The organism is Flavobacterium sp. DW-iso2, from assembly GCF_058725285.1.
Map to the genome: position 1 here is coordinate 178,137 of NZ_JBZXDY010000003.1, position 25,762 is coordinate 203,898.

At 34.7% G+C, this 25,762-nt stretch carries 25 protein-coding genes; 14 read left to right on the forward strand and 11 right to left on the reverse strand.

Annotated elements, in window-relative coordinates; genetic code table 11:
• The first annotated feature begins 40 nt into the window (after positions 1 to 40).
• The 4 genes from AC4PRO_RS03500 to AC4PRO_RS03515 all read left to right on the forward strand — a co-directional run bounded on the left by AC4PRO_RS03500 (position 41) and on the right by AC4PRO_RS03515 (position 4,519).
• A complete protein-coding gene (locus tag AC4PRO_RS03500; protein ID WP_492116338.1) occupies positions 41 to 1,075 on the forward strand; it encodes a vWA domain-containing protein in 1,035 nt (344 codons plus the stop codon).
• A 53-nt stretch (positions 1,076 to 1,128) separates the two neighbouring features.
• Positions 1,129 to 1,899 (forward strand): tetratricopeptide repeat protein, encoded by a 771-nt coding sequence (locus AC4PRO_RS03505; protein ID WP_492116339.1) that lies wholly within the window; start codon positions 1,129 to 1,131, stop codon positions 1,897 to 1,899.
• An 88-nt stretch (positions 1,900 to 1,987) separates the two neighbouring features.
• The gene (locus AC4PRO_RS03510; protein ID WP_492116340.1) at positions 1,988 to 3,736 is read left to right on the forward strand and encodes a BatD family protein; all 1,749 of its coding nucleotides are present in this window, start codon (positions 1,988 to 1,990) and stop codon (positions 3,734 to 3,736) included.
• 39 nt (positions 3,737 to 3,775) lie between these two features.
• Positions 3,776 to 4,519, forward strand: coding sequence for a tetratricopeptide repeat protein (locus AC4PRO_RS03515; RefSeq protein WP_492116341.1), 744 nt, complete (start codon positions 3,776 to 3,778; stop codon positions 4,517 to 4,519).
• Between the two features lie 51 nt (positions 4,520 to 4,570).
• Here the strand turns inward: AC4PRO_RS03515 and AC4PRO_RS03520 are convergent, their stop codons facing one another.
• Positions 4,571 to 5,086, reverse strand: a complete 516-nt coding sequence (locus tag AC4PRO_RS03520; RefSeq protein WP_492116342.1) for a CvpA family protein — start codon at positions 5,084 to 5,086, stop codon at positions 4,571 to 4,573.
• 211 nt (positions 5,087 to 5,297) lie between these two features.
• Here AC4PRO_RS03520 and AC4PRO_RS03525 point away from each other — a divergent pair, with 211 nt between their 5' ends.
• The 3 genes from AC4PRO_RS03525 to AC4PRO_RS03535 all read left to right on the forward strand — a co-directional run bounded on the left by AC4PRO_RS03525 (position 5,298) and on the right by AC4PRO_RS03535 (position 7,343).
• On the forward strand, positions 5,298 to 5,654 hold the full coding sequence (locus tag AC4PRO_RS03525; RefSeq protein WP_074720559.1) for a hypothetical protein: 357 nt from the start codon (positions 5,298 to 5,300) through the stop codon (positions 5,652 to 5,654).
• A 113-nt stretch (positions 5,655 to 5,767) separates the two neighbouring features.
• The gene (gene pheS / locus AC4PRO_RS03530; RefSeq protein WP_074721130.1) at positions 5,768 to 6,787 is read left to right on the forward strand and encodes a phenylalanine--tRNA ligase subunit alpha; all 1,020 of its coding nucleotides are present in this window, start codon (positions 5,768 to 5,770) and stop codon (positions 6,785 to 6,787) included.
• Between the two features lie 148 nt (positions 6,788 to 6,935).
• A complete protein-coding gene (locus AC4PRO_RS03535) occupies positions 6,936 to 7,343 on the forward strand; it encodes a hypothetical protein (protein ID WP_492116343.1) in 408 nt (135 codons plus the stop codon).
• Positions 7,344 to 7,459: 116 nt separating this feature from the next.
• On the opposite strand, the gene AC4PRO_RS03540 is transcribed toward AC4PRO_RS03535, so the two are convergent.
• From AC4PRO_RS03540 to AC4PRO_RS03550, 3 genes are all read right to left on the reverse strand, one after another.
• Positions 7,460 to 8,455 (reverse strand): NAD(P)H-dependent glycerol-3-phosphate dehydrogenase, encoded by a 996-nt coding sequence (locus tag AC4PRO_RS03540; RefSeq protein ID WP_074720563.1) that lies wholly within the window; start codon positions 8,453 to 8,455, stop codon positions 7,460 to 7,462.
• 295 nt (positions 8,456 to 8,750) lie between these two features.
• A complete protein-coding gene (locus AC4PRO_RS03545; protein WP_492116344.1) occupies positions 8,751 to 9,908 on the reverse strand; it encodes an iron-containing alcohol dehydrogenase in 1,158 nt (385 codons plus the stop codon).
• 89 nt (positions 9,909 to 9,997) lie between these two features.
• Complete coding sequence (locus tag AC4PRO_RS03550; protein ID WP_492116345.1) at positions 9,998 to 10,768, reverse strand: type 1 glutamine amidotransferase domain-containing protein; 771 nt, start codon at positions 10,766 to 10,768, stop codon at positions 9,998 to 10,000.
• 87 nt (positions 10,769 to 10,855) lie between these two features.
• Here AC4PRO_RS03550 and AC4PRO_RS03555 point away from each other — a divergent pair, with 87 nt between their 5' ends.
• On the forward strand, positions 10,856 to 11,752 hold the full coding sequence (locus tag AC4PRO_RS03555; protein WP_074721132.1) for a LysR family transcriptional regulator: 897 nt from the start codon (positions 10,856 to 10,858) through the stop codon (positions 11,750 to 11,752).
• On the opposite strand, the gene nadD is transcribed toward AC4PRO_RS03555, so the two are convergent.
• The 5 genes from nadD to AC4PRO_RS03580 all read right to left on the reverse strand — a co-directional run bounded on the left by nadD (position 11,753) and on the right by AC4PRO_RS03580 (position 15,317).
• Positions 11,753 to 12,334, reverse strand: coding sequence for a nicotinate (nicotinamide) nucleotide adenylyltransferase (gene nadD / locus AC4PRO_RS03560; protein WP_492116346.1), 582 nt, complete (start codon positions 12,332 to 12,334; stop codon positions 11,753 to 11,755).
• Between the two features lie 110 nt (positions 12,335 to 12,444).
• Positions 12,445 to 13,017, reverse strand: coding sequence for a guanylate kinase (gene gmk / locus AC4PRO_RS03565; protein WP_074720571.1), 573 nt, complete (start codon positions 13,015 to 13,017; stop codon positions 12,445 to 12,447).
• A gap of 39 nt (positions 13,018 to 13,056) precedes the next feature.
• On the reverse strand, positions 13,057 to 13,917 hold the full coding sequence (locus AC4PRO_RS03570; protein WP_074720573.1) for a YicC/YloC family endoribonuclease: 861 nt from the start codon (positions 13,915 to 13,917) through the stop codon (positions 13,057 to 13,059).
• A 133-nt stretch (positions 13,918 to 14,050) separates the two neighbouring features.
• On the reverse strand, positions 14,051 to 14,968 hold the full coding sequence (locus tag AC4PRO_RS03575; RefSeq protein WP_492116347.1) for a DMT family transporter: 918 nt from the start codon (positions 14,966 to 14,968) through the stop codon (positions 14,051 to 14,053).
• Positions 14,961 to 15,317: an arsenate reductase family protein gene (locus tag AC4PRO_RS03580; protein WP_074720577.1), complete on the reverse strand. Its 357-nt coding sequence runs from the start codon at positions 15,315 to 15,317 to the stop codon at positions 14,961 to 14,963. Before AC4PRO_RS03580 ends, AC4PRO_RS03575 begins: the two co-directional genes overlap by 8 nt.
• 77 nt (positions 15,318 to 15,394) lie before the next feature.
• On the opposite strand from AC4PRO_RS03580, the gene AC4PRO_RS03585 reads away from it, so the two are divergent.
• Positions 15,395 to 15,850: a DinB family protein gene (locus AC4PRO_RS03585; protein WP_074721134.1), complete on the forward strand. Its 456-nt coding sequence runs from the start codon at positions 15,395 to 15,397 to the stop codon at positions 15,848 to 15,850.
• 177 nt (positions 15,851 to 16,027) lie between these two features.
• Here AC4PRO_RS03585 and AC4PRO_RS03590 read toward each other — a convergent pair whose 3' ends face one another.
• Complete coding sequence (locus tag AC4PRO_RS03590; RefSeq protein WP_492116348.1) at positions 16,028 to 16,771, reverse strand: DUF3298 and DUF4163 domain-containing protein; 744 nt, start codon at positions 16,769 to 16,771, stop codon at positions 16,028 to 16,030.
• 103 nt (positions 16,772 to 16,874) lie between these two features.
• On the opposite strand from AC4PRO_RS03590, the gene AC4PRO_RS03595 reads away from it, so the two are divergent.
• The gene (locus AC4PRO_RS03595) at positions 16,875 to 18,017 is read left to right on the forward strand and encodes a cystathionine gamma-synthase (protein ID WP_074720581.1); all 1,143 of its coding nucleotides are present in this window, start codon (positions 16,875 to 16,877) and stop codon (positions 18,015 to 18,017) included.
• A gap of 89 nt (positions 18,018 to 18,106) precedes the next feature.
• On the opposite strand, the gene AC4PRO_RS03600 is transcribed toward AC4PRO_RS03595, so the two are convergent.
• Positions 18,107 to 18,913: a THC0290_0291 family protein gene (locus AC4PRO_RS03600; RefSeq protein WP_074720583.1), complete on the reverse strand. Its 807-nt coding sequence runs from the start codon at positions 18,911 to 18,913 to the stop codon at positions 18,107 to 18,109.
• Positions 18,914 to 19,190: 277 nt separating this feature from the next.
• On the opposite strand from AC4PRO_RS03600, the gene gdhA reads away from it, so the two are divergent.
• The 4 genes from gdhA to AC4PRO_RS03620 all read left to right on the forward strand — a co-directional run bounded on the left by gdhA (position 19,191) and on the right by AC4PRO_RS03620 (position 25,712).
• Positions 19,191 to 20,534 (forward strand): NADP-specific glutamate dehydrogenase, encoded by a 1,344-nt coding sequence (gene gdhA, locus AC4PRO_RS03605; RefSeq protein ID WP_492116349.1) that lies wholly within the window; start codon positions 19,191 to 19,193, stop codon positions 20,532 to 20,534.
• Between the two features lie 136 nt (positions 20,535 to 20,670).
• A complete protein-coding gene (porZ, locus tag AC4PRO_RS03610) occupies positions 20,671 to 22,959 on the forward strand; it encodes a type IX secretion system anionic LPS delivery protein PorZ (RefSeq protein ID WP_492116350.1) in 2,289 nt (762 codons plus the stop codon).
• 13 nt (positions 22,960 to 22,972) lie between these two features.
• Positions 22,973 to 23,686, forward strand: a complete 714-nt coding sequence (recO, locus tag AC4PRO_RS03615; protein WP_074720590.1) for a DNA repair protein RecO — start codon at positions 22,973 to 22,975, stop codon at positions 23,684 to 23,686.
• Positions 23,687 to 23,813: 127 nt separating this feature from the next.
• Positions 23,814 to 25,712, forward strand: coding sequence for an outer membrane protein assembly factor BamB family protein (locus tag AC4PRO_RS03620; protein ID WP_492116351.1), 1,899 nt, complete (start codon positions 23,814 to 23,816; stop codon positions 25,710 to 25,712).
• Positions 25,713 to 25,762: the final 50 nt, after the last annotated feature.

Genomic DNA, 25,762 nt, shown 5'->3' on the forward strand with positions numbered 1-25,762 from the left:
TGGCAACTGCAAACTGAATACTGAACACTGAATACTAAATATGGAATTAGACGAAATAAAATATTTATACTTACTTTTTATACTGCCGTTAGTGGTGGTACTTTTCCTTTTCAATTTATATTGGAAAAGAAAAAAGCAACGTGAATTTGGGGATTTAGAAATTATAAAAAAACTAAGTCCAGAATCTTCAGTTTTCAAACCTGTTTTTAAACTAGTTGTGATTCTTTTGGCTTTGGCGGGATTGATTTTTGGATTAGTAAATCCAAAAATTGGTACTAAAATGGAAACAGTAAAGCGAGAAGGTATTGATATTGTTTTTGCAATGGATGTATCCAAAAGTATGCTTGCTGAAGATGTTGCTCCGAGCCGATTAGAAAAAAGCAAGCAGCTTGTTTCGCAAATTATCAATCAATTGGGGAATGACAGAATTGGGATTGTGGCTTACGCAGGTAGCGCTTTTCCGGTATTGCCTATCACTACAGATTATAGTGTGGCAAAAATGTTTCTGCAAAGCATGAATACCGAAATGGTTTCGTCTCAAGGAACTTCCTTAGATGAAGCGATAAAATTGTCTTCAACCTATTTTGATGACAAGAGCAAAACCTCGAAGTTATTGATTTTAGTTTCTGATGGAGAAGACCATTCTGAAGGCGCTCAAGCGGCGGCAGAAGAAGCGAATAAACAAGGAATGCGAATCATAACGATAGGGTTAGGAACTGAAAAAGGAAGCACTATTCCGCTGAAGAAAAATGGCATCGTAGAAAGTTATCAAAGAGACAACAATGGCGAGGTTGTTATTACAAAATTAAATCGTGCCAGTTTGGAAACGATTGCTAAATCAACCAAAGGCGGTTATATCAATGGTAATAATACCAAAGAAGTGGTCGCGTACATTAAGAGCACCTTAGATAAAATTCAAAAAACCGAATTTGAATCCACACAAATGGCCGATTTCCAGTCCCAGTTTCAATGGTTTCTTGGATCCGCATTTGTGTTGTTGTTTTTGGATCTCTTTTTGTTAGAAAAGAAAACAAGTTGGGTGAAGAAGTTGAATTTATTTAACGAAGAAAAATAAATGTCTTTTCCTTCAGGGATTGAACTTGTATGGAATTGCATAATTTAATAAAAATGAAGAATTTTAAAAAATACATATTTACCACTTTCTCACTTCTCTTTTTAGGGCTTAGCGGAGTATTCGCACAAGAGAAAGACAAAAGTTTAGCTAAGGCAAATGCGGAATATGCGGAGAATAAATTCGTGGATGCTGAAGCGGATTATAGAATTTCAAATTCAAAATTTCCAAACAGGTCTACTGCACCTTATAATTTAGGAAACTCAATTTATAAGCAAAGTCAAGCATCTGAAGCTAAATTTGCTTACGCCAAAGCAATAAAAAGTACTAAATCAAGAGTAGATAAACACAAAGCCTTTCACAACTTAGGAAATGTGTTTATGAAAGAAAAGAATTATACGGAAGCAGTTGAAGCCTATAAAAACGCACTGCGTAACGATCCTTCTGATGATGAAACAAGATACAATTACGCATTGGCAAAAAAGATGTTGAAAGAAAATCCGCCTAAGGATAACAAGGACAAAAAAGACAAGGACAAGAAGGACAAAGATAAAAAGGATCAGGACAAGAAAGACAAAGATAAAAAAGACGGAGATAAAGATAAGAAGGACGATAAAGGAGACGGAGATAAAGATAAAAAGGACGGGAAAAATAAGGATGATAAACCCGAAGATCAGGGCAAACCAAAACCACAACCTGGCGGAATTTCTAAACAACGATTAGAAAATCTTTTGGATGCAGTAAACAATGAAGAAAAGAAAATTCAAGATAAAGTAAATGCTCAAAAAGTAAAAGGAAAACCAACAAAAACGGAAAAAGATTGGTAATTGAGGTTTGTTTTTGGGAGGATTAAGGGATGGTTATAAAATAGAGAATAAAATAAATCCGAAAGGGAAGATAAGGGTTGAATAAAAGATGAAAAGATATTTAATTTTAATACTGTTCAGTTTTCAAGGACTTTTGGCTCAAGTGCAATTTGAGACTAAAGTGAGTAAAACCACGCTCGGGCTAAACGAAAGACTGCGTGTTGATTTTGCTATGAACATCGATGGGGATAATTTTAATGAACCTTCTTTTGACGGATTCAGGGTTATTGCAGGGCCGAGTCAACAAGTGAGTCAATCTTGGATTAACGGAAGAAGTACTTTTGAAAAGGTATACTCTTATTATCTTCAACCCAATCAAAAAGGAAATCTTACCATCAAGCAGGCTACTATTGAATACAATGGGCAGGCGTATAAAACTAGTCCGGTAAAAATAACGGTTACCGCTGCGGTTGAACAGCCAAGAGATCCTAATGACAGCAGTATTTCTGCAGATAACAATTTGTATTTAATCGCTGATATTTCTAAGATAAACCCTTATGTAAATGAGCCTATAACGGTCGTTTATAAATTGTATTTCAGCAATAATATTGGGATAAGCAATTTTAGAGAACTCAATAAGCCAAAATACAATGATTTTTGGAGTCAAAATATTGAGATTAAACAGCCTGTTGTCGAAGAAGGAATGTTCAAAGGAGAACGTTATCGATATATCGTCCTTAAAAAAGCAGTTTTATACCCACAAAAATCAGGTAAGTTGACCATCGAGCCACTATCATTAGATATCGATGTGCAGCTGCCCACGAATCGTAGAGACGTTTTTGGCCGTGTTGTCATAGCTGAGGATAGTAAAAGAGTATCTGCAGGTGCTAAAACAATTAATGTAAAAGCACTTCCTGAAGCAGGAAAGCCAATTGATTTTTCAGGTGCTGTTGGGAATTTTGATTTCAAAGTGACGCCTACAAAAACGAGTCTAAAAAATGGGGAAAGCCTTGACTTGATTGTAAGTGTTACTGGAAAAGGGAACATGAAATTATTCAGTTTACCAAAGCCGGTCGTCCCAAATGCTTTAGAAATGTATGATGCGGTTCACAGTGAAAACGTAAGCACTACACTGGCAGGAACGTCTGGAAAAATCTCTGATAGTTATACGATTATACCACAGTATAAAGGAAACTACCCTGTAAAATCAATGCAGTTTTCTTATTTTGATCTTGGATCAGGAAAATACAAAACTATAAGCTCTCCGGAGATTATGATTACTATTTTAGATGGGCCTACTGCGACTGACGCGACTGTTTCGAATTCTGGAAATGGAAAAAACAAAATTTCACATACAGAGCAGTTCAAATTTATCAAATTAAAGACAAATCTGGTGGCGGTTGCTAAAGATGATTTCTTTGGTTCTAAATTGTTCTATGGATTATTGTTTTTTCCTTTTCTAATGCTTCCGATAATTATAGTGCTTAAGAAGAAAAAAGAAGCTATTGACGGTGATGTAGTAGGAAATAGGATAAGAAGAAATAATAAACTGGCAAAGAAATATCTATCTGAAGCTAAAAAACAAATTAAGAATAAAGAGCCGTTTTATGTTGCTCTTGAAAAAGCAATGCACAACTTCTTGAAAGCCAAATTACATATTGAAACTTCAGAGATGAGTAAGGATAATATCAAAGAGCTTTTGTTGACAAAAAATGCAAATCCTGCGGCAGTAGATGACTTTATTGCGCTGACTGAGAACTGTGAAATCGCGAGATATGCCCCTTCATCTACTGCGACGATCCAAAAAGATTATGATAAAGCAGTGTCGATAATTTCTGATTTGGAAAAGCAGATATAAAAATTGACAACAAATAATTTGTAATTGACCAATCGAAAAATGAAAAATATTTTTTTTATATTATTACTAACAACCCAAGTTTTCTTTGCTCAAAATGGCTTTGAAGCGGGGAATAATCTGTACAAAGCAGGAAAATACGAGCAAGCTATTGATGCTTATGGGAGTGTGTTGAAAACAAAACAGCATTCTTCAGAATTGTATTTTAACCTCGGGAATTGCTATTATAAATTGAATAAAGTCGCTCCGGCTATTTATAGCTACGAGAAAGCCTTAGTGTTGAATGCAAATAATCGTGAGGCAGCAAACAACCTTAGATTTGCTCAAAAACGAACTATTGATGAAGTAAAGGTGGTTCCTAAAGTAGGGTTTGCCAAGTTGCTTCGTGATTTTACTGGAATTTATCATTACAATACTTGGGCCTGGATTGCGGTAGGATTAGCAATTGCATTTTTACTGGCTTTTTTAGGGTATTATTTTTCAGAAACTACGATCGTCAAAAGGATTTCATTTTTTGTCATGTTTGTGCTTATTGTATTGATGTTCATTGTCATTGCAGCTGCTGTTTTCGAAAAAAGTCATTATGATAATGAAAGACCAGCAATTGTTTTTGCCGAAAGTGCAGAGGTAAGAAGCGAGCCACAAAAAGGAAGTTCAGTTATTTTTGTGCTTCATGAAGGGACGAAAGTCTATGTTGAAGAAAAAGTAGACAGTTGGAAAAAAGTCCAGTTAACTGACGGTACTGAAGGTTGGATTCAAAATGCTGCAATAAAGGAAGTGAAGTAGATTTTATTTTATTCCGATACTTTAAGTGTTTAATACTCTAAAAATCGAACACTATGCTGATTTCTTCGTTTCTTTAAAATCAGTATAACACTTTTCTAATGAAGGATAAATGTATTTTGAAACTTCTTGAATGGGATTGTAAAACAGTGATTTATTGAGCGTCTCTTCTTTTGCAATCATATTGTTTAGATTGACTTTCTGAAAAAGATTAATTACAACGCTTAAAAGTAAAATGGTTTTTAGAACACTAAAGGCACCTCCAGCTAGTTTATTGAATATGCCCAAGAACGCAAAGTCCATAATTCCAGTGAGGACTTTTGCCAAGGTATGAACGGTAACAACCACAGCGATAAAAGTGAGGCCAAAAGCGATGATCTCAATATATTTTGGACACCAAGAAACATGATTGGCAAGCATCGCTCTTACCATGTAAGAGCATTTTATTGCGACGTAGATTCCTAAAATAAGTGAAATCAAGGAAGCCAGTTCAATAAAAAGACCATTTTTCATGCCTTTGAATAAAGCATAAAGAAGTAATGCACCCAAAACAATATCTAAAAAACTCATACTATTTTTTTTAAGTAACTATAGATGAACAAATATAATGGAATAGTTGAGGATACTATAAGACAAAACTGAAATTTGTAATTAAATGAAAGCAAATCTATAATGGAGACGGTTTTTATACAATGTCAATTTTCAAGTTGCTATCTTTGCAAAAATAATTTTATGAGTACTGATTTTAAAGTCTAGTACTCATAATTCATAAGTCAAAAAAATGTCAAGAGACAACCAACTTAAAGAACGCTGGGAACAGCTGGTAGATATACTTTCCAATCAATTTTCACAAGGCGAAGACCTAGATTTAGATGCTATCATTTATTTGATTGGGGTTCAGGAACTCGGAAAAGTACACCGTGAATATAAAAAAGATGAAAAATTAAACCTAATGCATATCGCGATTTGCCGATTATTAGAACCTTATGGATTCTATGAATTCGAATTTTTTGATGAAGATGGTTGGCCACATTATCGTGTTAAAGAGGAATTACCAACACTGAAAGCAGGAGAACAATCGGTGTTAATGAAAGAAGCTATTGTGAATTATTTTATCGAAAGAGAGTTGATTGAATAATCCCTTCTGGATAAACAAGCATGAATAAGTAGGCTATTGGCCAAACTTTGAAATTTAAACTTTAAACCTGAAGCAAATTTTTGTAAATTTGCACTCTCAATTATTGGATGAAAATGATAGACAAGATAAAAGAATATATTGGGGAAGCGCAAGCATTCTCAACACAAGATAAAGCAGAATTAGAGATATTTAGAATTAAATTTCTAGGAAGCAAAGGACTTTTGAAAGAACTTTTTGCCGAGTTCAAGAATGTTCCTAATGACCAAAAGAAGGAATTTGGGCAGGTAATCAATTTACTTAAAACTTCAGCAGAAGAAAAAGTAAAAAGCATTCAGGAAGCATTCGAAAACAAAGAAGAAACTAAGGGTTTTTACGGTGATTTAACACGTTCGTCTGAACCGATAACAATTGGTTCTCGTCATCCTATTTCATTGGTAAAAAACCAGATTATAGATATTTTTTCTAATATTGGTTTCAATGTTTCTGAAGGACCGGAAATTGAAGATGACTGGCATAATTTCACCGCATTAAACCTTCCGGAATACCATCCAGCACGGGACATGCAAGACACTTTTTTCATTCAGACAGATCCGGACATTTTGTTGCGTACGCATACTTCATCGGTACAAGTGCGTTACATGGAGGAGAATAAACCACCTATTAGAACGATTTCTCCGGGAAGAGTTTTTCGTAACGAGGCCGTTTCATCGCGCTCTCACTGTATATTTCATCAAGTAGAAGGCTTGTACATTGATAAAGATGTTTCTTTTGCCGACTTGAAGCAAACTTTATTGCATTTCACCAAAGAGATGTTTGGGAAATCAAAAATACGCTTGCGTCCGTCGTATTTTCCGTTCACGGAACCAAGTGCCGAAATTGATATTTACTGGGGTTTAAAAACGGAAACTGATTATAGAATTACCAAAGGAACCGGTTGGTTGGAAATTGGTGGTTGTGGTATGGTAGATCCTAATGTCCTTAAAAATTGTGGTATCGATCCAGAAGAATACACTGGTTTCGCCTTCGGAATGGGAATTGAAAGAATCGCTATGTTGAACTATCAAATTGGTGATATTCGTATGTTTTATGAAAATGACGTTCGTTTCTTAGCGCAATTTAAAGCTAGTATTTAAAAAATAATTTGAAGCTATTTCCAGCTATTCGTTACAATCTTTTCTTGTTTTAAAGAAAAACAAGAAAAGGATTTTCACTTCTATCTGGGCTAGGAATACTAAATCATAGAATATAAGTGCTTCGAGAGATCGATGCAAAAAATTAGCGATGAAAAAAGACATTATTATCCCCGAAGTAGAGAACGTTTTCGTAGCCGCAGTCCAAGAATGGAGTGACGACTTTATGGAAAAGGTATGGTATGCTTATTTAGTAAACGACAGTGACTTTCTTATCGAAAGTGTAATGGTTGTTTCTAAGGCATTTGGAACTATCGATGGCGAAATGAAAAAAACATCATTGTTGCGTCATGCTTTCGTTGAAGTTCCTCCGGTGTCGGTGGTGAAAATCGAAATGTTAGAAAAAAGCGTTTTAGTGCTCAACAATGAGTTCATGGTGACCTTTTTTATTGGAAATAAATTACACGATAAAAAATTCATTTTTAAAGCCGATTCTATTAGTGAAAAGGATGTGGAAGAAGTTCCTCTTTTGTTCGTGGATGGTATTATCGTGAGATAATGACTTTCTAACGTTCTTATACTTATAAAAGAAACCGCAGATTCACAGATTTAATAAAACTTAATCTGTGAATCTGCGGTTATTTTTTTGGTCTCATTTGAACTGTAAACCTATTTTTAATCCAATTGATCGGTCAATTTCTTGAAAACGGTTCTAGCGTCTTTTCCTTCATATAAGATCTCATAAACGGCATCTATAATAGGCGTTTTTGCACCATAGCCTTGATTGAGTTTGTAAGCGCTTTTAGTAGCGTAATAACCTTCAGAAACCATACTCATTTCCATCATGGCACTTTTTACGGTGTATCCTTTTCCAATCATATTTCCAAACATCCTATTTCTTGAAAAAATAGAATATCCAGTTACTAATAAGTCACCTAAATAAGCCGAATCATTAATGTTGCGTTTCATTTTATGGACCTTCTTGATGAATTTTTTCATCTCTCGTATTCCATTACTCATTAATACCGATTGGAAATTATCTCCATAACCCAAACCGTGTGCGATTCCTGCTGCTATCGCATAGATATTTTTAAGCATCGCAGCATATTCAGTTCCTATGATATCATCGGTAATCTTTGTTTTGATATAATTTCCTGATAGATTTTGGGCTACTACCTTTGCTTTTTCGGCATCACCGCAAGCAATGGTTAAATAGGATAAACGCTCTAATGCGACCTCTTCTGCATGGCATGGCCCAGTAATTACACCAATGTTATGGTAAGGGATGTCATATTTAAAGTGAAAATGTTCTCCAACAATCATACTTGTTTCAGGAACGATTCCTTTAATCGCAGAGAAAATCACTTTGTTCTCAAGGGAAACAGTTAACTTTTCCAGTTCGCCATTTAAAAAGGCAGAGGGTATAGCGAAGATAATATAGTCGGCATAGGTAACTGCTTCATTAATATCGCTGGTTAGCTTTAATTTTTTTGTATCAAATTCAACGGAACTTAAATAATTTGGATTGTGTTTGTATGTTTTTATATGTTCAATCGCCGATTCATTTCGCATATACCATGAAACCTCAGAAAGATTAACACATAACATTTTTGTTATTGCTGTTGCCCAACTCCCACCACCAATTACTGCAAATTTTATTTTCCCGCTCATCTGTTTATTAAATTTAACCAAAAGTACTTAAAAATGGATTAATTAAACAAAAAATAAGGATTCATACTTGAAGTTTTATTAAGGTAGAAAAGCAAAAATTATAAAAAAATTAAAATATTTATGATTTCATACAATATAGCTGTTTTTTTAACGTTAGAACTTACTATTTATTAAGTTATTTAGAAATGTATGAAATTCGAATTAGTTAGTTTTGTTTTAGTTTTATCAAAAAGGCGTCCTAGAATTTAATTCAAGAACGCCTTTTTATTTTAAGCAGGATTTTCATCCTTTTCAACTAGTAACTCATTTCAACAATAGATTTTACTTTTTCTAATGTGATATTTTGCTTTTCTCCTAAACCTTTCCAACCTCTTTCGTCAAAACGATTCACAATAAAATCAGCGGTTTTAGCATAGTCTTTTGTATAATCAGATAATTTTGTATCCATTCCCATAGTATGGAAAAATTCAACTGTTTTATTGATTGCCTCCTTTGCTATTTCATCGTCAGTTCCTGTTAAATTGAAAATACGTTTTCCGTATTGTGCCAATTTCCCTTTTTTGGTTTCAAACATAACCTTGTATAAGCTAGGTGCGATTACAGCCAAGGTACGTGCATGGTCGATTCCGTACATAGCAGTCAATTCATGACCAATCATGTGGGTTGCCCAGTCGCTAGGAACTCCTTTTTGGATTAATCCGTTTAACGCCATGGTACAACTCCACATAAAGTTAGAGGCTAAAGCATAATCTTCTGGATTTTCTACCACCTTTGGGCCAACTTCGATTAAAGTTTGTAGAATTCCTTCTGCAATTCGGTCTTGTAAATAACCTTCATGAGGGTACGTTAAGTATTGTTCCATCACGTGAGTGTAGGCATCAACAACACCGTTTTGTAATTGTCTTTTTGGTAAAGATTGAATTACTGTTGGGTCAGTTATAGAAAATTTTGGAAACAAAGCAGAACCACCAAAAGCTAATTTCTCTTTAGTAGCCTCGATTGTAACAACCGCTCCAGAGTTCATTTCGCTTCCTGTAGCTGGCAAAGTTAATACTGTTCCAAAAGGAACTGCATTTTCTTTAATTAAGATACGCTTTTGTAAAATCTCGATCGGATCTCCATCATAATTAACGGCTCCAGAAATAAATTTCACACCATCAATAACAGATCCACCACCTACGGCAAGTAAGAAATCGATTTTTTGTTCTTTAACAATAGCAACTGCTTTCATTAAAGTTTCAAAATGTGGATTAGCTTCAATTCCGCTAAACTCTACAATTTCGTGTCCTTTAAGGTTGTTGATTACTTGTTCGTGGATTCCGTTTTTAAAGATGCTTCCACCTCCGTAAGCCAATAATATTTTAGCTCCTTTAGGTACAAGATCTCCTAATTTTTCTATTTGTCCTTTTCCAAAAACTAAATTGGTAGGATTATATAATTCAAAGTTTAACATCTTATTTATTTTAAGTAATCAAAAGGCCCTAAAACCAGCGTTCTAAATTAGAACCATGGTCAATTAGAGCCTTATAATTTAATTGTTAATTATTTTTTTGCGTTCAATTGTTGCAATAATTTCTCAGCAACTAATTTAGAGGATGCTGGATTTTGTCCAGTTATTAACAAACCGTCTTCAACAGCATAAGGATTCCAATCTGCTACTTTTGAATACGTAGCTCCGTTTGCTTGTAAAGCATCTTCTAATAAAAATGGAACAACATCTGTTAAGCCTACTGCCGCTTCTTCAGTATTTGAAAAACCAGTTAATTTTTTACCTTTTACTAAGAATTCACCGTTCACTTTTACATTTTTAAGTGCTGCAGGTGAATGACAAACAAATGCTACCGGTTTTTTATTAGTATAAAAAGCTTCGATTAAAGCAATTGAATTTTTGTCAGTTGCTAAATCCCATAATGGTCCGTGACCTCCAGGGTAAAATACAGCGTCATAATCAGCTTGATTTACATCAGCTAATTTGTGTGTTTTGCTTAATTTTGCTTGTAATTCCGTGTCTTTGTCAAATCTTTTTGTGTCTTCTGTAGCAGAAGATTCGTCAGCACTTTTTGGATCTATTGGTGGTTGACCTCCTAGTGGCGTTGCAATATCTATTACAACTCCTTTATCTGCTAACTCATAATATGGTGCTGCAAATTCTTCAACCCAAAATCCTGTTTTTTCTCCAGTGTTCCCTAATTCTGAGTGACTAGTTAGAACGAATAATACTTTTTTCATCTTTGTTTTTTTTGTTTTTTGTGCAGTTCCCGAAAAGCAACCTACTGTTAATACTATTAATGCCAATAATGCGACTTTTTTCATTTTGTTATTATGTTTGTACAAATTTACGGCGAATATGTTATTAGTAAAAATAATTTAAATTATGTTTGTGATAAATATATTTATATCATGGTTAATTTAGAATGGTACCGAACGTTTAAATCCGTTTATAAAAACGGTAATTTTTCACTTGCCGCCAAAGAGCTTTTTATAAGTCAACCGGCTGTAAGTCAGCAGATGTCGATGCTGGAGGCGCATGTTGGTTATAAACTGTTTAACAGAAAATCCAAAGGGGTGGAGCCAACAGAATACGCTAAGTTACTAAATAATTTAATCATTGAAGCGTTAGACCGATTGGAAAATGTTGAGAATGGTTTTCGATCCAAAGCGGTGAACACGAACCAGTTAATATCTGTAGGAATTTCTAAGCATCTGTTCAGTAGTATAGGCAGTTCTTTAATTTCTAAATTCGATTATATCGATTTTAGTTTTCATGAAAATGAAATGCTTTTTGAATTGGTTGACACCAAAAAACTAAATTTTGCGGTTATCACTAAAAAGTATGATACTTTTGATACCATCCAGAAGAAGGTGGGCGACATAAAACAAATTATCGTTGGGTCTTCGAATATTGATGCTTCAGAAGTAAAATCCAAAATCAAAGCCAAAGAGCTCTTGGAAGTGGAGCATTGGTTAAACAAGCAAAAATGGTACAATCATGATTCGGGTATTCCGCATGTGAAATTATTTTGGCTGCACGTTTTTAATAAAAAGAGGCCGTCCATGATTTCTAATTTTATTATACCGTCTGAATATGAAATGCTGGACTCACTTTCAAAAAACACAGGGGTTGCGGTAGTCTGGAATTGTAATGCCAAGCAATTTATTCAGGATAAAAAATTACAAATAATATGGGATAGCAAGCAAATGCCTACTACAGAAGTTTTTTTGCTGTCGGGTAAAAATGACAATCTTATTAACCCTTTTCAAGAGATTGAGGCAGAATTGAAAAAGACACTGGAGTGATTATTTCTTATAAAAATTATTATGATCAATATATTCCCAAACCTTAGCGGGTAAAAGAGGTTGAATATTTTTGCCTTCTTTAATGTTGTTTCGAATAAAAGTAGAAGAAATCTCAACTATGGGAGCATCAATTAAATGTACTTTTGGGTGATTTTTCAGTTCTAGGTTTTCAGGTTCAGTTGAAATTCGAGGATAGACATAGATGTCATGATTTTTCAATATGACCTCGTAGTTTTTCCACTTATACAAGGACTTTAAGTTGTCCTCTCCCATGATCAATGAAAATTCATGATAGGGAAATTTCTCTTCTAGGTGAACTAACGTGTTTACCGTATAATTAGGCTGCGACAATTTGAATTCAATATCTGAGGGTTTCAATTTAGGAAAATCCTCAGTAGCAAGATGCACCATTTGCAATCTATGGTAGTCATCAAGCAAGGTGCTTTTTTTCTTCAAAGGGTTATGTGGGGTTACCACCATCCAAACTTGATCCAAGTTAGAATTTTCAGCCATATGATTGGCGATGATTAGATGCCCAACATGGATGGGGTTGAATGTTCCGAAATACAATCCTATTTTCATAAATGTTTTGTTTCGCAGAGAATCGCAAAGTATTTGCAAAGACACACAAAGTAATTGATGCTATTTAGCGTATCTCTTTTTTTTCTTTGTGAGCCTCTGCGGAATAGTTTTTATTTTACAAAATCCTTCACCAATTGATGCGCTTCCTCAAGAGCAATAGCCAAATCATAGTTTTTTATAATAGTGTCAAATTGCGGGGCAGTGGCTAACTCAACCGAAGCCTTAGCAATTCGCATATTGATTTTATCTTCACTTTCAGTGGAGCGTTCTTTTAGTCTTCTTTTTAATTCATCTACGCTAGGTGGTTTGACAAATACCGCTAGTGTTTCCTCTGGAAATTTATGTTTAATACGAAGTCCGCCAACGACATCAATATCAAAAATCACATTTTTTCCTTTGGCCCAGATGCGATCTACTTCACTTTTTAAAGTTCCGTAGAAATTGTCTCTGTATACTTCTTCCCATTCCAGAAAGTCGTCATTCTTGATGTGTTGTTTGAACTCTTTAGTAGACATGAAGTAGTAATCTTTTCCACTTACTTCCTCGCCTCTAGGATCACGAGAAGCTGCCGAAATTGAGAATTCTAAATTCAGATCTTCTTGGTTTAATAAATGTCTGACGATGGTCGTTTTTCCGGACCCTGAAGGTGCCGAAAACACTATTAATTTTCCTCCTTTGTTCATTTTTTATCTTTTTTTATTCCCCTTCTGGGGTTAGGGGGATTACAACACGTTCAAAACCTGTTCCTTGATTTTTTCTAATTCGTCTTTCATTTGAACGACTAATTTCTGCATTTGTGCATGATTGGATTTAGATCCCATCGTATTAATTTCACGCCCCATTTCTTGGGTAATAAAACCTAGTTTTCTACCGTTAGCTTCCGTTCCGTTTATAGTCTCCAAGAAATAATCCAGGTGATTTGTCAAACGTACTTTTTCTTCGGTTATGTCTAGTTTCTCTAAATAATAGATTAATTCTTGTTCAAAACGATTTTCATCTACATTTACTTTCAACTCATCAATCGCAGTTTGCAAACGGTCTTTTATAGCTTGAACGCGTTCTGGATCTAATGCTAAAGCTTCAGTCATGTACTGACGAATATTCCCGATGCGCAATTGAAATTCTTTTTCTAGTGAAAGCCCTTCGTCTCTTCTAAAAGTCTTAATATTATTTAAACTTTCTTCGATTACGATTTTAATTTGTGCCCAGTCATTTTCATCAATTTCATCACGCTCAATTTTTAAAGCATCTGGCATTCTCACTGCCATTTTCATCAATTCCGTTTCATCTGCGTCTGCATAAACGGCTTTCAATTGATTGATATATGCTTTTACGATTGGCACATTCACTTTGGTAGTTGTTTGTTCAGCGGTACTTTCGATAAAAATAGAAAAATCTACTTTTCCTCTTTCAAGCGTAGAAGCAATTTGAGTACGTAAACCCAATTCCATTTCGCGGTAAAGAGAAGGCATTCTCACGTTTAGATCTAAACCTTTACTGTTTAAAGATTTTACTTCTACTGTTATTTTTTTGGTTGGTAATTGAATAGTTGCTTTACCAAAACCGGTCATTGATTGTATCATATAGTTGTATAAAAGAGTTCAAAGGTAATAAAAAAGTGGTCAGTGGTCCGTTTTTTAGCATTCAGTCTTGGTCTCACTCACTGTTTTCACGTTTCAATTTTCACAAGCGGGTTTCCGATTCCAATTTTCGGTTCTAATTTTCGAGTTTAGTCTCCCCCTTCTTCTGAGGGGACTGGGGGGAGGATGTCACCATATACACGCCCACAAATATCAATAGCGCCGAAATTATTTTTACCAGACTCAATTCGTCTTTGCCTAAACCAATGGCAAATATTGTAGCAAAAAGTGGTTGGAGATAAATAAAAACAGCAACGGTTGTTGGTTTTAATTCTTTCATGGTAATCAGGTTTAACAAATAGGTAATAAAGGTGGAGATCACCACTACAAATACTATTTTCCAATACACCAAATTTGGTACTACTGTCCAGTCTGTTGCTTCAAATTGGCTCCAGCCAAAAGGTAAGACCATCAAAAAGCCAAATAAATAAATCCATTTCACAAAGGTGAAGGCATTGTATTTATCCATTAATTTCTTTACGATTATCAAGTAAAAACCATAAGAAACGGCATTTACAAAAACCAGTATATTACCAAGGCTTGCATTTGTAGCGCTACCAATGGAACGGCCGTATAATATAAGAGATCCCGTTCCTATCAATCCTAAAATAATCCCCATCACCATACGTTTTCGCATACGCTCTTTCATGATAATGGCCGAAAGAACTAATACAATCATTGGGGTGGTCACCATAATCACAGATGCCGAGATAGGAGAAGTTAGGCTTAATCCTTTAAAAAAAGTAAGCATGTTAAAAGCGACACCAAAGAATGCTGCAGCAATAATACGCGGGAAATCGTTAAAGGCTATTTTTTCCTTTGGCATAAAAAGCCAGGACAGCCAGAATAGAAGCATAGCGCCACTTACCCGTAACAAAATAAAGCCATAAGCATCGATGTACTGTGGCATTACGTCCTTTGCAATGGTAAAGGTGACCCCGTAAATTACGGAAACAATCGTAGCGCCAAACAGCGCAATATTCCTTTTAGACATTAGCCAACGCTTTCATTACCTGAAGCATGTTTTGTTGGGTTCCACCCACGTAAACTGCATTATTAATAACAAAAACGGGTCTACTCAAAAAAGTATAATGCTCTAAGATGTATTTTTTATAATCCTCTTCAGTCAAGGATTTGTCTTTCAAATTCATCGACTTATACAACTGGGCTTTTTTGCTAAACAACGCTTCGTAACTTCCTGAAAGTTGGTACATTTCCTCTAGTTCGGCTGTTGTTAATGGGTCTTGTTTGATGTCACGAAACACAAGGTCATTTCCTTTTGGTAACGATTTTATAATTTTTCTACAAGTATCGCAGGAAGCGATGTAATATATTTTATTCATAATAAGATGCATTTTCTTTGTGCAAAGAAAATTCATTTGAGACGGAAAATGATTATTTTTATCAAAAATTTAGAAAAATGCAACAAACACTAGACGTTACCAGAACAAGTAGAAACATACTATCTCAAATGTTGGCGGGGTATACATTGGAACAATTGAATAAGATACCAGAAGGATACAACAATAACTTGATTTGGAATATTGCCCATGTCGTTGTCGTTCAACAGATGTTGGTTTACAAACTATCTGGAATACCTATGATGATTTCAGACGAAATGGTCGAGAAATATAAAAAAGGAAGCAAACCAGAACATATTGCAACTCAAGCCGAGGTCGATGAAATCAAAACATTACTTACGGAAACCATCAATCAAACGGAAACCGATTTAGAAAGTAAAATCTTTATTAATTATCAGGAATACCCAACATCTGCCGGGAATGTGCTAAAAAGCGCTTCAGATGCAATGGTTTTCAATAATTTTCACGAAGGGCTGCACATTGGAATTATAATGAGTATCCGTAAATTTATTTAAGAGGATTAGGGTCAGGAGCTAATCCCGCTTTCCATTACAACCTCTCATGCTCCACCCTTTTTTCTACGCTATAAAAGGAGCTTCCGCTGGTCGCTCTTTTCTACCAGAAAAAAACAGGGTGGAGTGCAAGAGGGTTTCCACTTCAATCGGGGCTAAAATTCACTACAAATCTAATAACTATTTAATCAACAAATAGTCATTGACTTCCTTATACGTCAACAATAATTCTTTTGTTCCATCAGCATAAGAGGCCACTTCATAGGGATTGTAAAATAAAAGCAATCCTTTATCGGTATAAAACAGGTTTTGAGGCAATTGAAAAGTATCGTCTTCAAATAGTAATCCCGTTTGATTAATAGATCCTTTTTCGGGGATTTTATATTTGTTTCTGAATTCCTTTTCGGCGAAAGCCCTAAAGATATTTCTATCCTTAAATAATTGATGTTGCAAAATTGTTTTCCCGGTATTAGGGTCAAACAGTAAAGAACGAATTCCCTGATAGCCATGAGCTCCGCCGGTATAGGTGTAGTGTTTAATTTCGATATTAATGATGTTCTCCGACACATATTTTACTTCGCCATCAATCTTCGCCTCCCAACCAAAGGAGTCTTTTGGGAAATCCTTTTGCAGTTGCTCGTACGAATCGATAAACGAACTGACTAATCCTTTGTAGTCTGTCGATGTATAGGGCTTTTCTCCAAAGTACACGATCTGTTTTAAAACAGAGAATACTTTTTTATTGATGCTGTCGGCGACTATTGGGACGTCTTTGGCAATAGGAATTCGCACACTGATATGAGGGCAATTATCTTTGCAGGCTAAACGCGTCTTTTTCTCAAAAGTCTGATCTTCAAAAACCAGTTCTTTTTCACAACGGGCAAAAAGAAAGAATACGGATGCAAAAAGGATGTAGTTTTTCATTTCAAAAAATTGTTAATTAAATACAAAGGTAGGAACTAGTGCCTTGTTCCAAATAATTTAATGGGTAAGTTTGTAAAACCTTTAAAATTGAAAATTAAAAGACATGAAATTCAATACTAAAACAATACACGGTGGGCAACATCATGATTCAAGTACAGGTGCAGTAATGCCACCGGTATATCAAACGACGACGTTTGCACAAACAAGCCCGGGGCAACCTATTGGGGATTATGAATACAGTAGAACTGCAAATCCTACTAGGTCGGCTTTAGAAAATGCTTTGGCGAGTTTAGAAAATGGCGCAAGAGGATTGGCTTTTTCATCTGGCTTAGCGGCAACAGATTGTTTGATGCGAGGATTGAAAGCAGGTGACGAGGTGATTGCTATGGATGATTTGTATGGAGGAACATATAGATTGTTTACAAAAATATATAAAGATTCAGGAATAGTATTCCACTTTGTAGATATGAATGATATGGAAAAATTCAAGTCATTGATTAATGAAAACACCAAATTAGTTTGGGTCGAAACACCAACGAATCCTATGATGAAACTGGTAGATATCGAAGCAATTGCTAAAATTACAAAAGAAAATAAAGTGATTTTTGCTGTTGATAATACTTTTGCAACACCGTATTTGCAAAATCCATTGGATTTAGGTGCAGATATCGTGATGCATTCGGCCACAAAATACCTTGCAGGACATTCTGATGTTATGGCAGGTGCTTTGATTATGAAAGAGGAACAACTAGGCAAACAAATGCATTTTCAACAATTTGCTACTGGAGCGATATTGGGGCCAATGGATAGTTTTTTAGTGCTGAGAGGAATAAAAACATTGCATTTAAGAATGCAAAGACACTGTGAAAATGGAGAAAAAATAGCTGAATTTTTGAACAATCATCCAAAAGTTAAAACCGTTTATTATCCAGGATTAAAAACTAATCCATTTCATGAGCTTGCCAAAAAGCAAATGCGTGGTTTTGGCGGAATGGTGTCTTTCAATTTCGTATCCGGTAAAAAAGAAGATGCAATTGATTTTCTTGAAAAAATAAAAATATTCACCTTAGCGGAATCTTTAGGAGGAGTAGAATCGCTGGCAAATTACTCAGTAATGATGGCCCACGCATCGATTCCGGAAGATAAAAGAAAGGAAATTGGGATTACTGATGATTTAGTTCGATTAAGCGTAGGTATTGAAGATGCAGATGATTTAATCGAAGACTTAAAACAAGCATTAGCATAATTAGGAATAGACTTCTTTATTTAGCGGTTTTATAGAGCATAAAAAAGTCCCAATTTGTTTGGGACTTTTTTTTTATTTTCAATCAGAAATTAGTCAGAAAGGTAGTAGATATAACCTACGTTAAGCCAGAGCAACCAATCATTTGTTTTATTTTCAGTATATATTTTTCTGTTAGGGTTAAGACCGTCAATCCAATCGGAATCAAAATATTGAAGTCGTAAATCAATCATTAAATCTTGTAGCGGACTTAGTTTGTATCTTGTTCCAATACTGCTTACTACAGAGAGTGTAGTTCCTTTTTCGCTAGAAAATCCGTAAGGCCGGCCAGCAGATGGGGTTAAGTATTTAGGAAATGTCGCTGCTGTTGTACCTAATATTCCAAGTGTTGAATTTGCTTTGGTGGTATAGCCACTAATTTGACCTCCAAAGCTAACAAATGGAGAAAAGCTACTGTAGCTTCTTTCAAAAGCATGGATGTTTTTTAAGTTATATTCTAATTGCATTCCAAAGTTTAAAAGTTGGGTAGAACCATACATGCCTTTTAGTTGTTGAACAGCAAGTGAGTTTGGGTCACCTTCAACATATTTTCCTTTATTTTCTAAATTGGACTTGCTGTAAGATATTTCTGTTCGCACTTTGAAATGCTCTTTGAAATAAGTGTCTTCACTAAAGGCTCTTTGGTTGTATGAGAAGTTTAAAAAGTGGACAATTCCAATTCCGAAACCAGAATTATTAAAGTTATTTGTAGAACTATTTCTTGCCCCATAGTCAGATCGTAACTCAACTGGACCAGCTATAATACCAATTTCATGCGCAAGACCATATTGTGATTGTGCATTTGCATTAAATGACAAGCCAAATAAAACAAATAAAAAGATAGCGAGGTGTTTGAGCATTTTTTTGTTGAAATTTCAAGTACTGACAAATATATAAAAAACATCATTCATCCATTTAAAATAAATTTTAAAATAAATAATTAAAAGCTGAAATGCTTAAGAAAAGCACAACGTTTTTCAATAAAGCACAACGTCAAATCCTAATTTTTTAAGGAATGATTGGTAAAAAGATAATTCGCCAAGATATAGTTAAATATTATTAAGAAATATTCTCAGAACTCGTATCTTTGTACGCACTAACGAAAACGTTTTCTTAAACGTTAATAATCTAAGAATCATGTCACAAAGTATTACTACTTTTATTGAAGAGGTTACTAAAAAAAACCCAAACGAGCCAGAATTTTTGCAGGCAGTTTTAGAAGTTGCTGAAACAGTAATTCCTTTCATTGAAGAAAATAAAAAATACCAAAACAAAATGCTTTTGGAAAGAATGGTTGAGTCTGACCGAATTATTATGTTTCGTGTAGCTTGGATTGATGATAAAGGAGCTACTCAAGTAAACAGAGGATATCGTATTCAAATGAACTCTGCTATCGGACCATATAAGGGAGGTCTTCGTTTTCACCCTTCTGTGAATTTAAGTATCTTGAAGTTCTTGGCTTTCGAACAAACTTTTAAAAACAGCTTAACTACATTGCCAATGGGTGGTGGAAAAGGTGGTGCTGATTTTGATCCAAAAGGAAAATCAGATAATGAAGTAATGCGTTTTTGCCAAAGTTTCATGACTGAATTGTCTAAACATATTGGAGCAAACACAGATGTACCTGCTGGGGATATCGGTGTTGGAGGAAGAGAAGTTGGATTTATGTTTGGTCAATATAAAAGACTAAGAAATGAATTTACAGGGGTTTTAACTGGTAAAGGAATTTCTTTCGGAGGTTCATTAATCAGACCTGAAGCTACAGGATACGGAGCAGTTTATTTTGCACAAAGTATGTTAGAAACTAAAGGAAATAGTTTTGCAGGTAAAACAGTTGTTGTTTCTGGTTCTGGAAACGTTGCGCAATATGCTACTGAAAAAGCAACTCAATTAGGTGGTAAAGTAGTAACTATGTCGGATTCGGCTGGATACATCTACGATGTTGACGGTATCGATGGAGAGAAACTAGCACACGTAATGGAGATTAAAAATGAATTGAGAGGAAGAATTAGTGATTATGTTACTAAATATCCAAACGCTAAGTATTTCGCAGGGAAACGTCCTTGGGAAGTAAAATGTGATATTGCATTACCTTGTGCGACTCAAAACGAATTGAACGAAGAGGAAGCTAAATCTTTAGTAGCTAACGGATGTATTTGTGTGGCTGAAGGAGCTAATATGCCTACAACACCAGAGGCTGTTTTAGTGTTTCAGAAGGCTAAATTGTTATTTGCTCCAGGAAAAGCATCTAATGCAGGAGGAGTTGCTACTTCAGGTTTAGAAATGTCTCAAAACTCGTTAAGATTGAGTTGGACTTCTGAGGAAGTAGATGAAAAATTAAAAGGAATTATGCTTGCTATTCACGCTTCATGTGTGAAATATGGTTCTGATAAAAATGGATATGTTGACTACGTAAAAGGAGCTAACATTGCTGGATTTGTAAAAGTAGCTGACGCTATGCTTGCTCAAGGAGTGGTATAAATCTTTTTTTAAATAAATTAAATGCCTTCTACCATCTCGATACTTCGGGATTGGGTAGAAGGCATTTTTTTTGATTCAAACAAAAACCGAATACTTTCGTTTGTGTTATATTTGTGAAGTATAAGTATCCTCTATAATGAAAAAAATATTTTTTAGCTTTCTGATTTTTCTACTGACACAAATAGGTTTTTCCCAAAACAATTTGTTGTGGCAAGGCTATTTTTCATACAATGAGATTAAGGATATTTCTGTCTCTCCCACCACAATTTATGCTGCCTCAGAAAACGCTTTGTTTTCTAAAAACACAATTGATAACCAAATCAAAACAACGAATACAGTCGATGGGCTTTCGGGCCAAACGATAAGTTCCATCTATTACAGTACTGTTTTTAACAAAACACTTGTTGGTTATGAAAACGGACTAATGATCGTGATTAATGAAGCTGATGGTACAATGCTGAATGTAGTTGATATTATTAGCAAACAGCTTCCTGCAAACATGAAAAAAGTGAATCATTTCATGGAGTTTGAGGGGATAGTCTATATTTCTTGTGATTTTGGTATTGTGCAATTTAATTTAAACAGTATGCTTTTTGGCGACACCTACTTCATTGGTGATGCTGGTGCAGAAATAAGTGTGAAGCAAACTGCCGTTAATAACGGGTTTATTTATGCTGCAACAAACAATGGCGTTCGTCGTGCTTCAATTTCAAGTAAAAACTTAAATGACTATAAGCAATGGGAATTAGTTACAGCCGGAAGTTGGTCTGGTATAGAAGCCTTTGGAACGGAACTAATTGCGGTTAGCAATTCAGGAGCGGTAAATAAATATGACGCAAGTACAAATTCTTTTATTGGATTAATGGTATTACCACAGCCTGCGGTGGACACTAGGGCTAATGATACGGATTTAATTATAACTACTGCTACTTCGATCTATGTATTTAACAAACAATTGAGTTTAACACGGCAGATAAACAACAATCAAATACCAGATTACAATCCTGTCTTTAGTTGTGCCACAAGTATTGAAGATGTGATTTACATTGGAACAAAAGAAAATGGTTTGCTAACCACAACAATCTCCACGGTTGCTTCTTTTGAAAATACAACACCTATGGGGCCTTCCAGAAATAATATATTTGCCTTTCAAACTACCTCAAGTTCCTTGTGGGCAGTCTATGGAGATTATGACGTCTCTTATAATCCATATGATTTAGATAGTTATGGAATCAGTAAGCTTAGCCAGGCAGGATGGCTAAATATCCCGTATAAAACTGTTTTAGGAGCTAAATCAATATGTAGAATAATTGTTAATCCCAATAAAGAGGATGAAGTATATGCCAGTTCGTTCTTCTCTGGATTATTAAAAATAGAAGCGGACGAACCTACTGTTTTATATGATCAAACTAATAGCGGACTAGAATCATTAACGTTTGCTGGGCTAAATTATTTTGATGTTAGAATAAATGGGGCAGCCTTTGATAAATCTGGAGATCTTTGGGTGACGAATAGCCGCGTGAAAAACGGATTAAAAGTTTTGAAAACTAATGGGCAATGGCAGAGTTTTTCGATGGACAATATATTAGATTCTAGTGAAGATAATAGTTTTGGTAGAATGGTCATTGATAAAAACGGTACAAAATGGATGACAACAAATAGAGATGGTGTCGTCGGTTTTAATGAAAGTGCGAACACATTCAAAAAAATCACAATCGGTACTGATACAGGAAATTTACCAGCTTCAGATGTTAGAGCTGTCGCTGTAGATAACAGAAACCAACTATGGATAGGGACTATAAAAGGGCTGCGAGTATTGTCAAATGTGGGGAATTTCCAAACAGCGGATCAACTAACGGCAAATCCTATAATTATTTTAGATGACAACCTTGCTCAGGAATTACTTTATGAGCAATTTATAACTGCTATTGCAGTGGATGGTGCAAATAATAAATGGATAGGTACTGCAGATTCCGGTTTGTTTATGGTGTCATCAAACGGTCAGGAAACGAAATATCATTTTACGATAAATAATTCTCCTTTGCCTAGTAATATTATTAATGATATTGATATAAACAGTGCAACAGGAGAAGTTTTTATAGCGACAGCCAAAGGGTTAATTTCTTTCAAAGGCATTGCAACAAAAGCTAGTGAAGATTTAAATAATGCTTATGTATATCCAAATCCAGTGCGGCCTGAATATGATGGAACGGTGAAAATTGCTGGGTTAATCAATAAAGCGAATATAAAAATCACAGATATTGCCGGTAATTTAGTGTATGAAGCTATTTCAGAAGGTGGTACAATGGAATGGGATACTACTGCTTTTGGGAAATACAAGGTGGCTTCTGGGGTGTACATGATTTTTATATCGGCGCAAGACGGCGTGGAAACCAAAGTTAAAAAAGTAATGATTATTCGTTAAATTTCAAATTTCAATGCAGGTTAAAACAAAAGCAATAGTTCTTTCGTCGATAAAATTCCAGGAAAAAAGCTTGATTGTAAAATGCTTTACTCAATCGCATGGATTAAAGTCCTACTTCGTTCGGGATGCTTTTTCGGGGCGAAAATCGAACCAGAAGATCGCCTATTTCCAACCTTTAACTATCCTCGAAATAGAAGCGGTACATAAGAATAAGGGAACTCTGGAGACCTTTAAAGAAATAAAAATTAGCACGCCCTTTCAAACCATACACTCTGATATTTATAAAAGTACCATTGTGATGTTTATTTCTGAAGTTTTGCACCATTCGATCCATGAAGAAGAAAAAAACGAGTCGCTTTTTGATTTTTTAGAAGCGGCCTTGCTTTGGCTAGATAACCACGATGAAATGGCCAATTTTCATTTGATTTTAATGCTAGAAGCTACAAAATATTTGGGTTTTTATCCTGATGTCTCTGATATTGACATGCCTTTTTTCGAAATGACTGAAGGTGTTTTTAGTCCATTTCACGCCATTAGTTCTTTGACTGAGCACGAAACAAATTTGTTTAAAAAACTCATCGCTTTACGATTTGATACCGAGCAAAAAATCTTCCACGTCATTGAAAGACAGTTAGTGTTGAAAATCCTGATTAATTATTATATGCATCATCTTGATGGCTTCAAGAAACCAAAATCTCTGGAGGTTTTAAAAGAGGTTTTTTCTTAATAATAATATAAATTTTATATATATATTTGGGCGATCCTATTTCTTAAAAAAATAATTGTTTTCTCAATGATTAAAAAAGTAGAAATAGTACACTTATTCTAACTCCATATTACAAAAAAAATTATTTATGAAGAAAATTACACTTTCAATCCTTTTGGTCTTATTAGTTAGTTTTTCTGGTTTTTCCCAGAGAAACTATGATGAAATAATCACCACAGAATCTAATGTACAAGATTTAGTTCAAAACGAAATAACGGGTGTTATTGTTTTTAAAGAAGGAGGTACTATTAAAGGAGTAGACCCTGAGACAAAAAAAATAATCTGGACCTTGGGTAAAGATGATTTTGGAAAAACTACAGCGGCAGATATTTTGTCAGATCCAGATTTCGGAAGTTTATTCAAAGAAAAAAGTGATTTAACAAGTGTGGCTGGAAGTCCTTATGTTGAGGCTTATATTAATTCAAAGTTTTTGATCATTAATACAGATACAGGTAAAGTTGCTTACAATTCTTCAAAAGAATCTTTTTGGGTAACACAATCTGATTTTCTTCCTGAAACAGACGAATATTTACTTACGCTTAAAAGTGGAGGAGACATGGCTATTGCTTTAGTTGATTTGAAAACTGGAAAATTAAAGTGGAATACGGTTGTTGATAAGGCAAAATCGTTATTTAGTTTTTCTCTTTCTTTTAAGACCGCAAATAACACTAATATAGCTAGAGTGAATGGAGCTACAATTTACTATCTTTTATTTGGTAAGTTATATTCTTTTAATAGAGAAACTGGAAGTTTAAACTGGAAAGCAGAAGAGGAGTATACTAAGTTTTTTCCAACTCAAAATGATAAAAACATTGTGGTTGTAAACAGCAAAGGAATGTTGTCTTCAAAAGAATATTTAAATGTGTTAAGCACTGAAAATGGTAAAAGTATTTGGGAAGAATCTATAAAAACAAAAAAAGTTGTTTATTTAGAAGATTGGGGAACAAAGTTATTGATTGCACATTACGGTGGTTTTAACTTTTTTGATTTAAAGACAGGAGATAAAATTTGGAAAAAAGATGCAAGAGGGGATGGTTTAAAAAGAGTAATTGCTATTGAGCAAGACTTTTTATATGTTGCTGAAAATGAAATGATGCTTATTGACAAAGATGGTCAAAAGCTATGGAAAAAATTCATTGAGATTGCTGATGATAAAGAAGATCCTATTTTTTATCTAGGTAGAGTAGGTGAAAAAGTAATGTACCTAACAGGGACTTATGGTAACATGGTAGATTATAAAACAGGAGTAAAGTTATGGAAACGTAATATTAAATTTAACGACAAAAGACCTGTTTTACCTACATATGATGAAGCTACTAATTCTTACTTAGTATACAACGATGAAGAGCTTTATAAATTTGACCCAAGTATTGATGACAAACCGGAGCCTTTTGCAAAGGTAAATGTCAAAAATGAACAAGATTTAAACAGTATCGAAAATTTTCCTTGGGGAGTTGCAATTTCAGGACCTGTTGAAGTTATGGGAGTGGCTTTGGACGGAACTGTAAAATACCATAACCTTTACAAGCAGCCAGGAGAAACTGGAAGAAGACTTTTAAAAGGGGTTTCTATTGCAGGAAGTCAAATTGCCGCAGCAGCTTCGGCCATTTCGGCAGCTCAAGGTGGTGAAATTACCATGACTTATAGAGATTCAAATGGGAAGATGTCAACAGGAGTTTTGAGAGAAGAAAATAAAAGTAAGATGGCAACATCTGCAGGTCTTGCTGGAGCAGCAAATGCTATGAGTCTGGTAACTCAAAAGTTTAATTCTCGTTTTAATGCAATGAAACAAAATAGGGATTACGCTTATATTTTTGCTAAGGCAGAAACGGGTGAAAAAGTTCTGGTAAAAATCAGAAAATCAGATGGTGTTGAGGTAGATAAAATTATTTTTAAAAATAATAAACCGATCTACGAAATAGATCCTGCTACACAAAACATCTTTTATGTATTAGATAACTCTATCCAGATATTCAATAAAAAATAATTAATAATAACCCACAAAGCCATCAGAGTTCATTTTTTGATGGCTTTTTT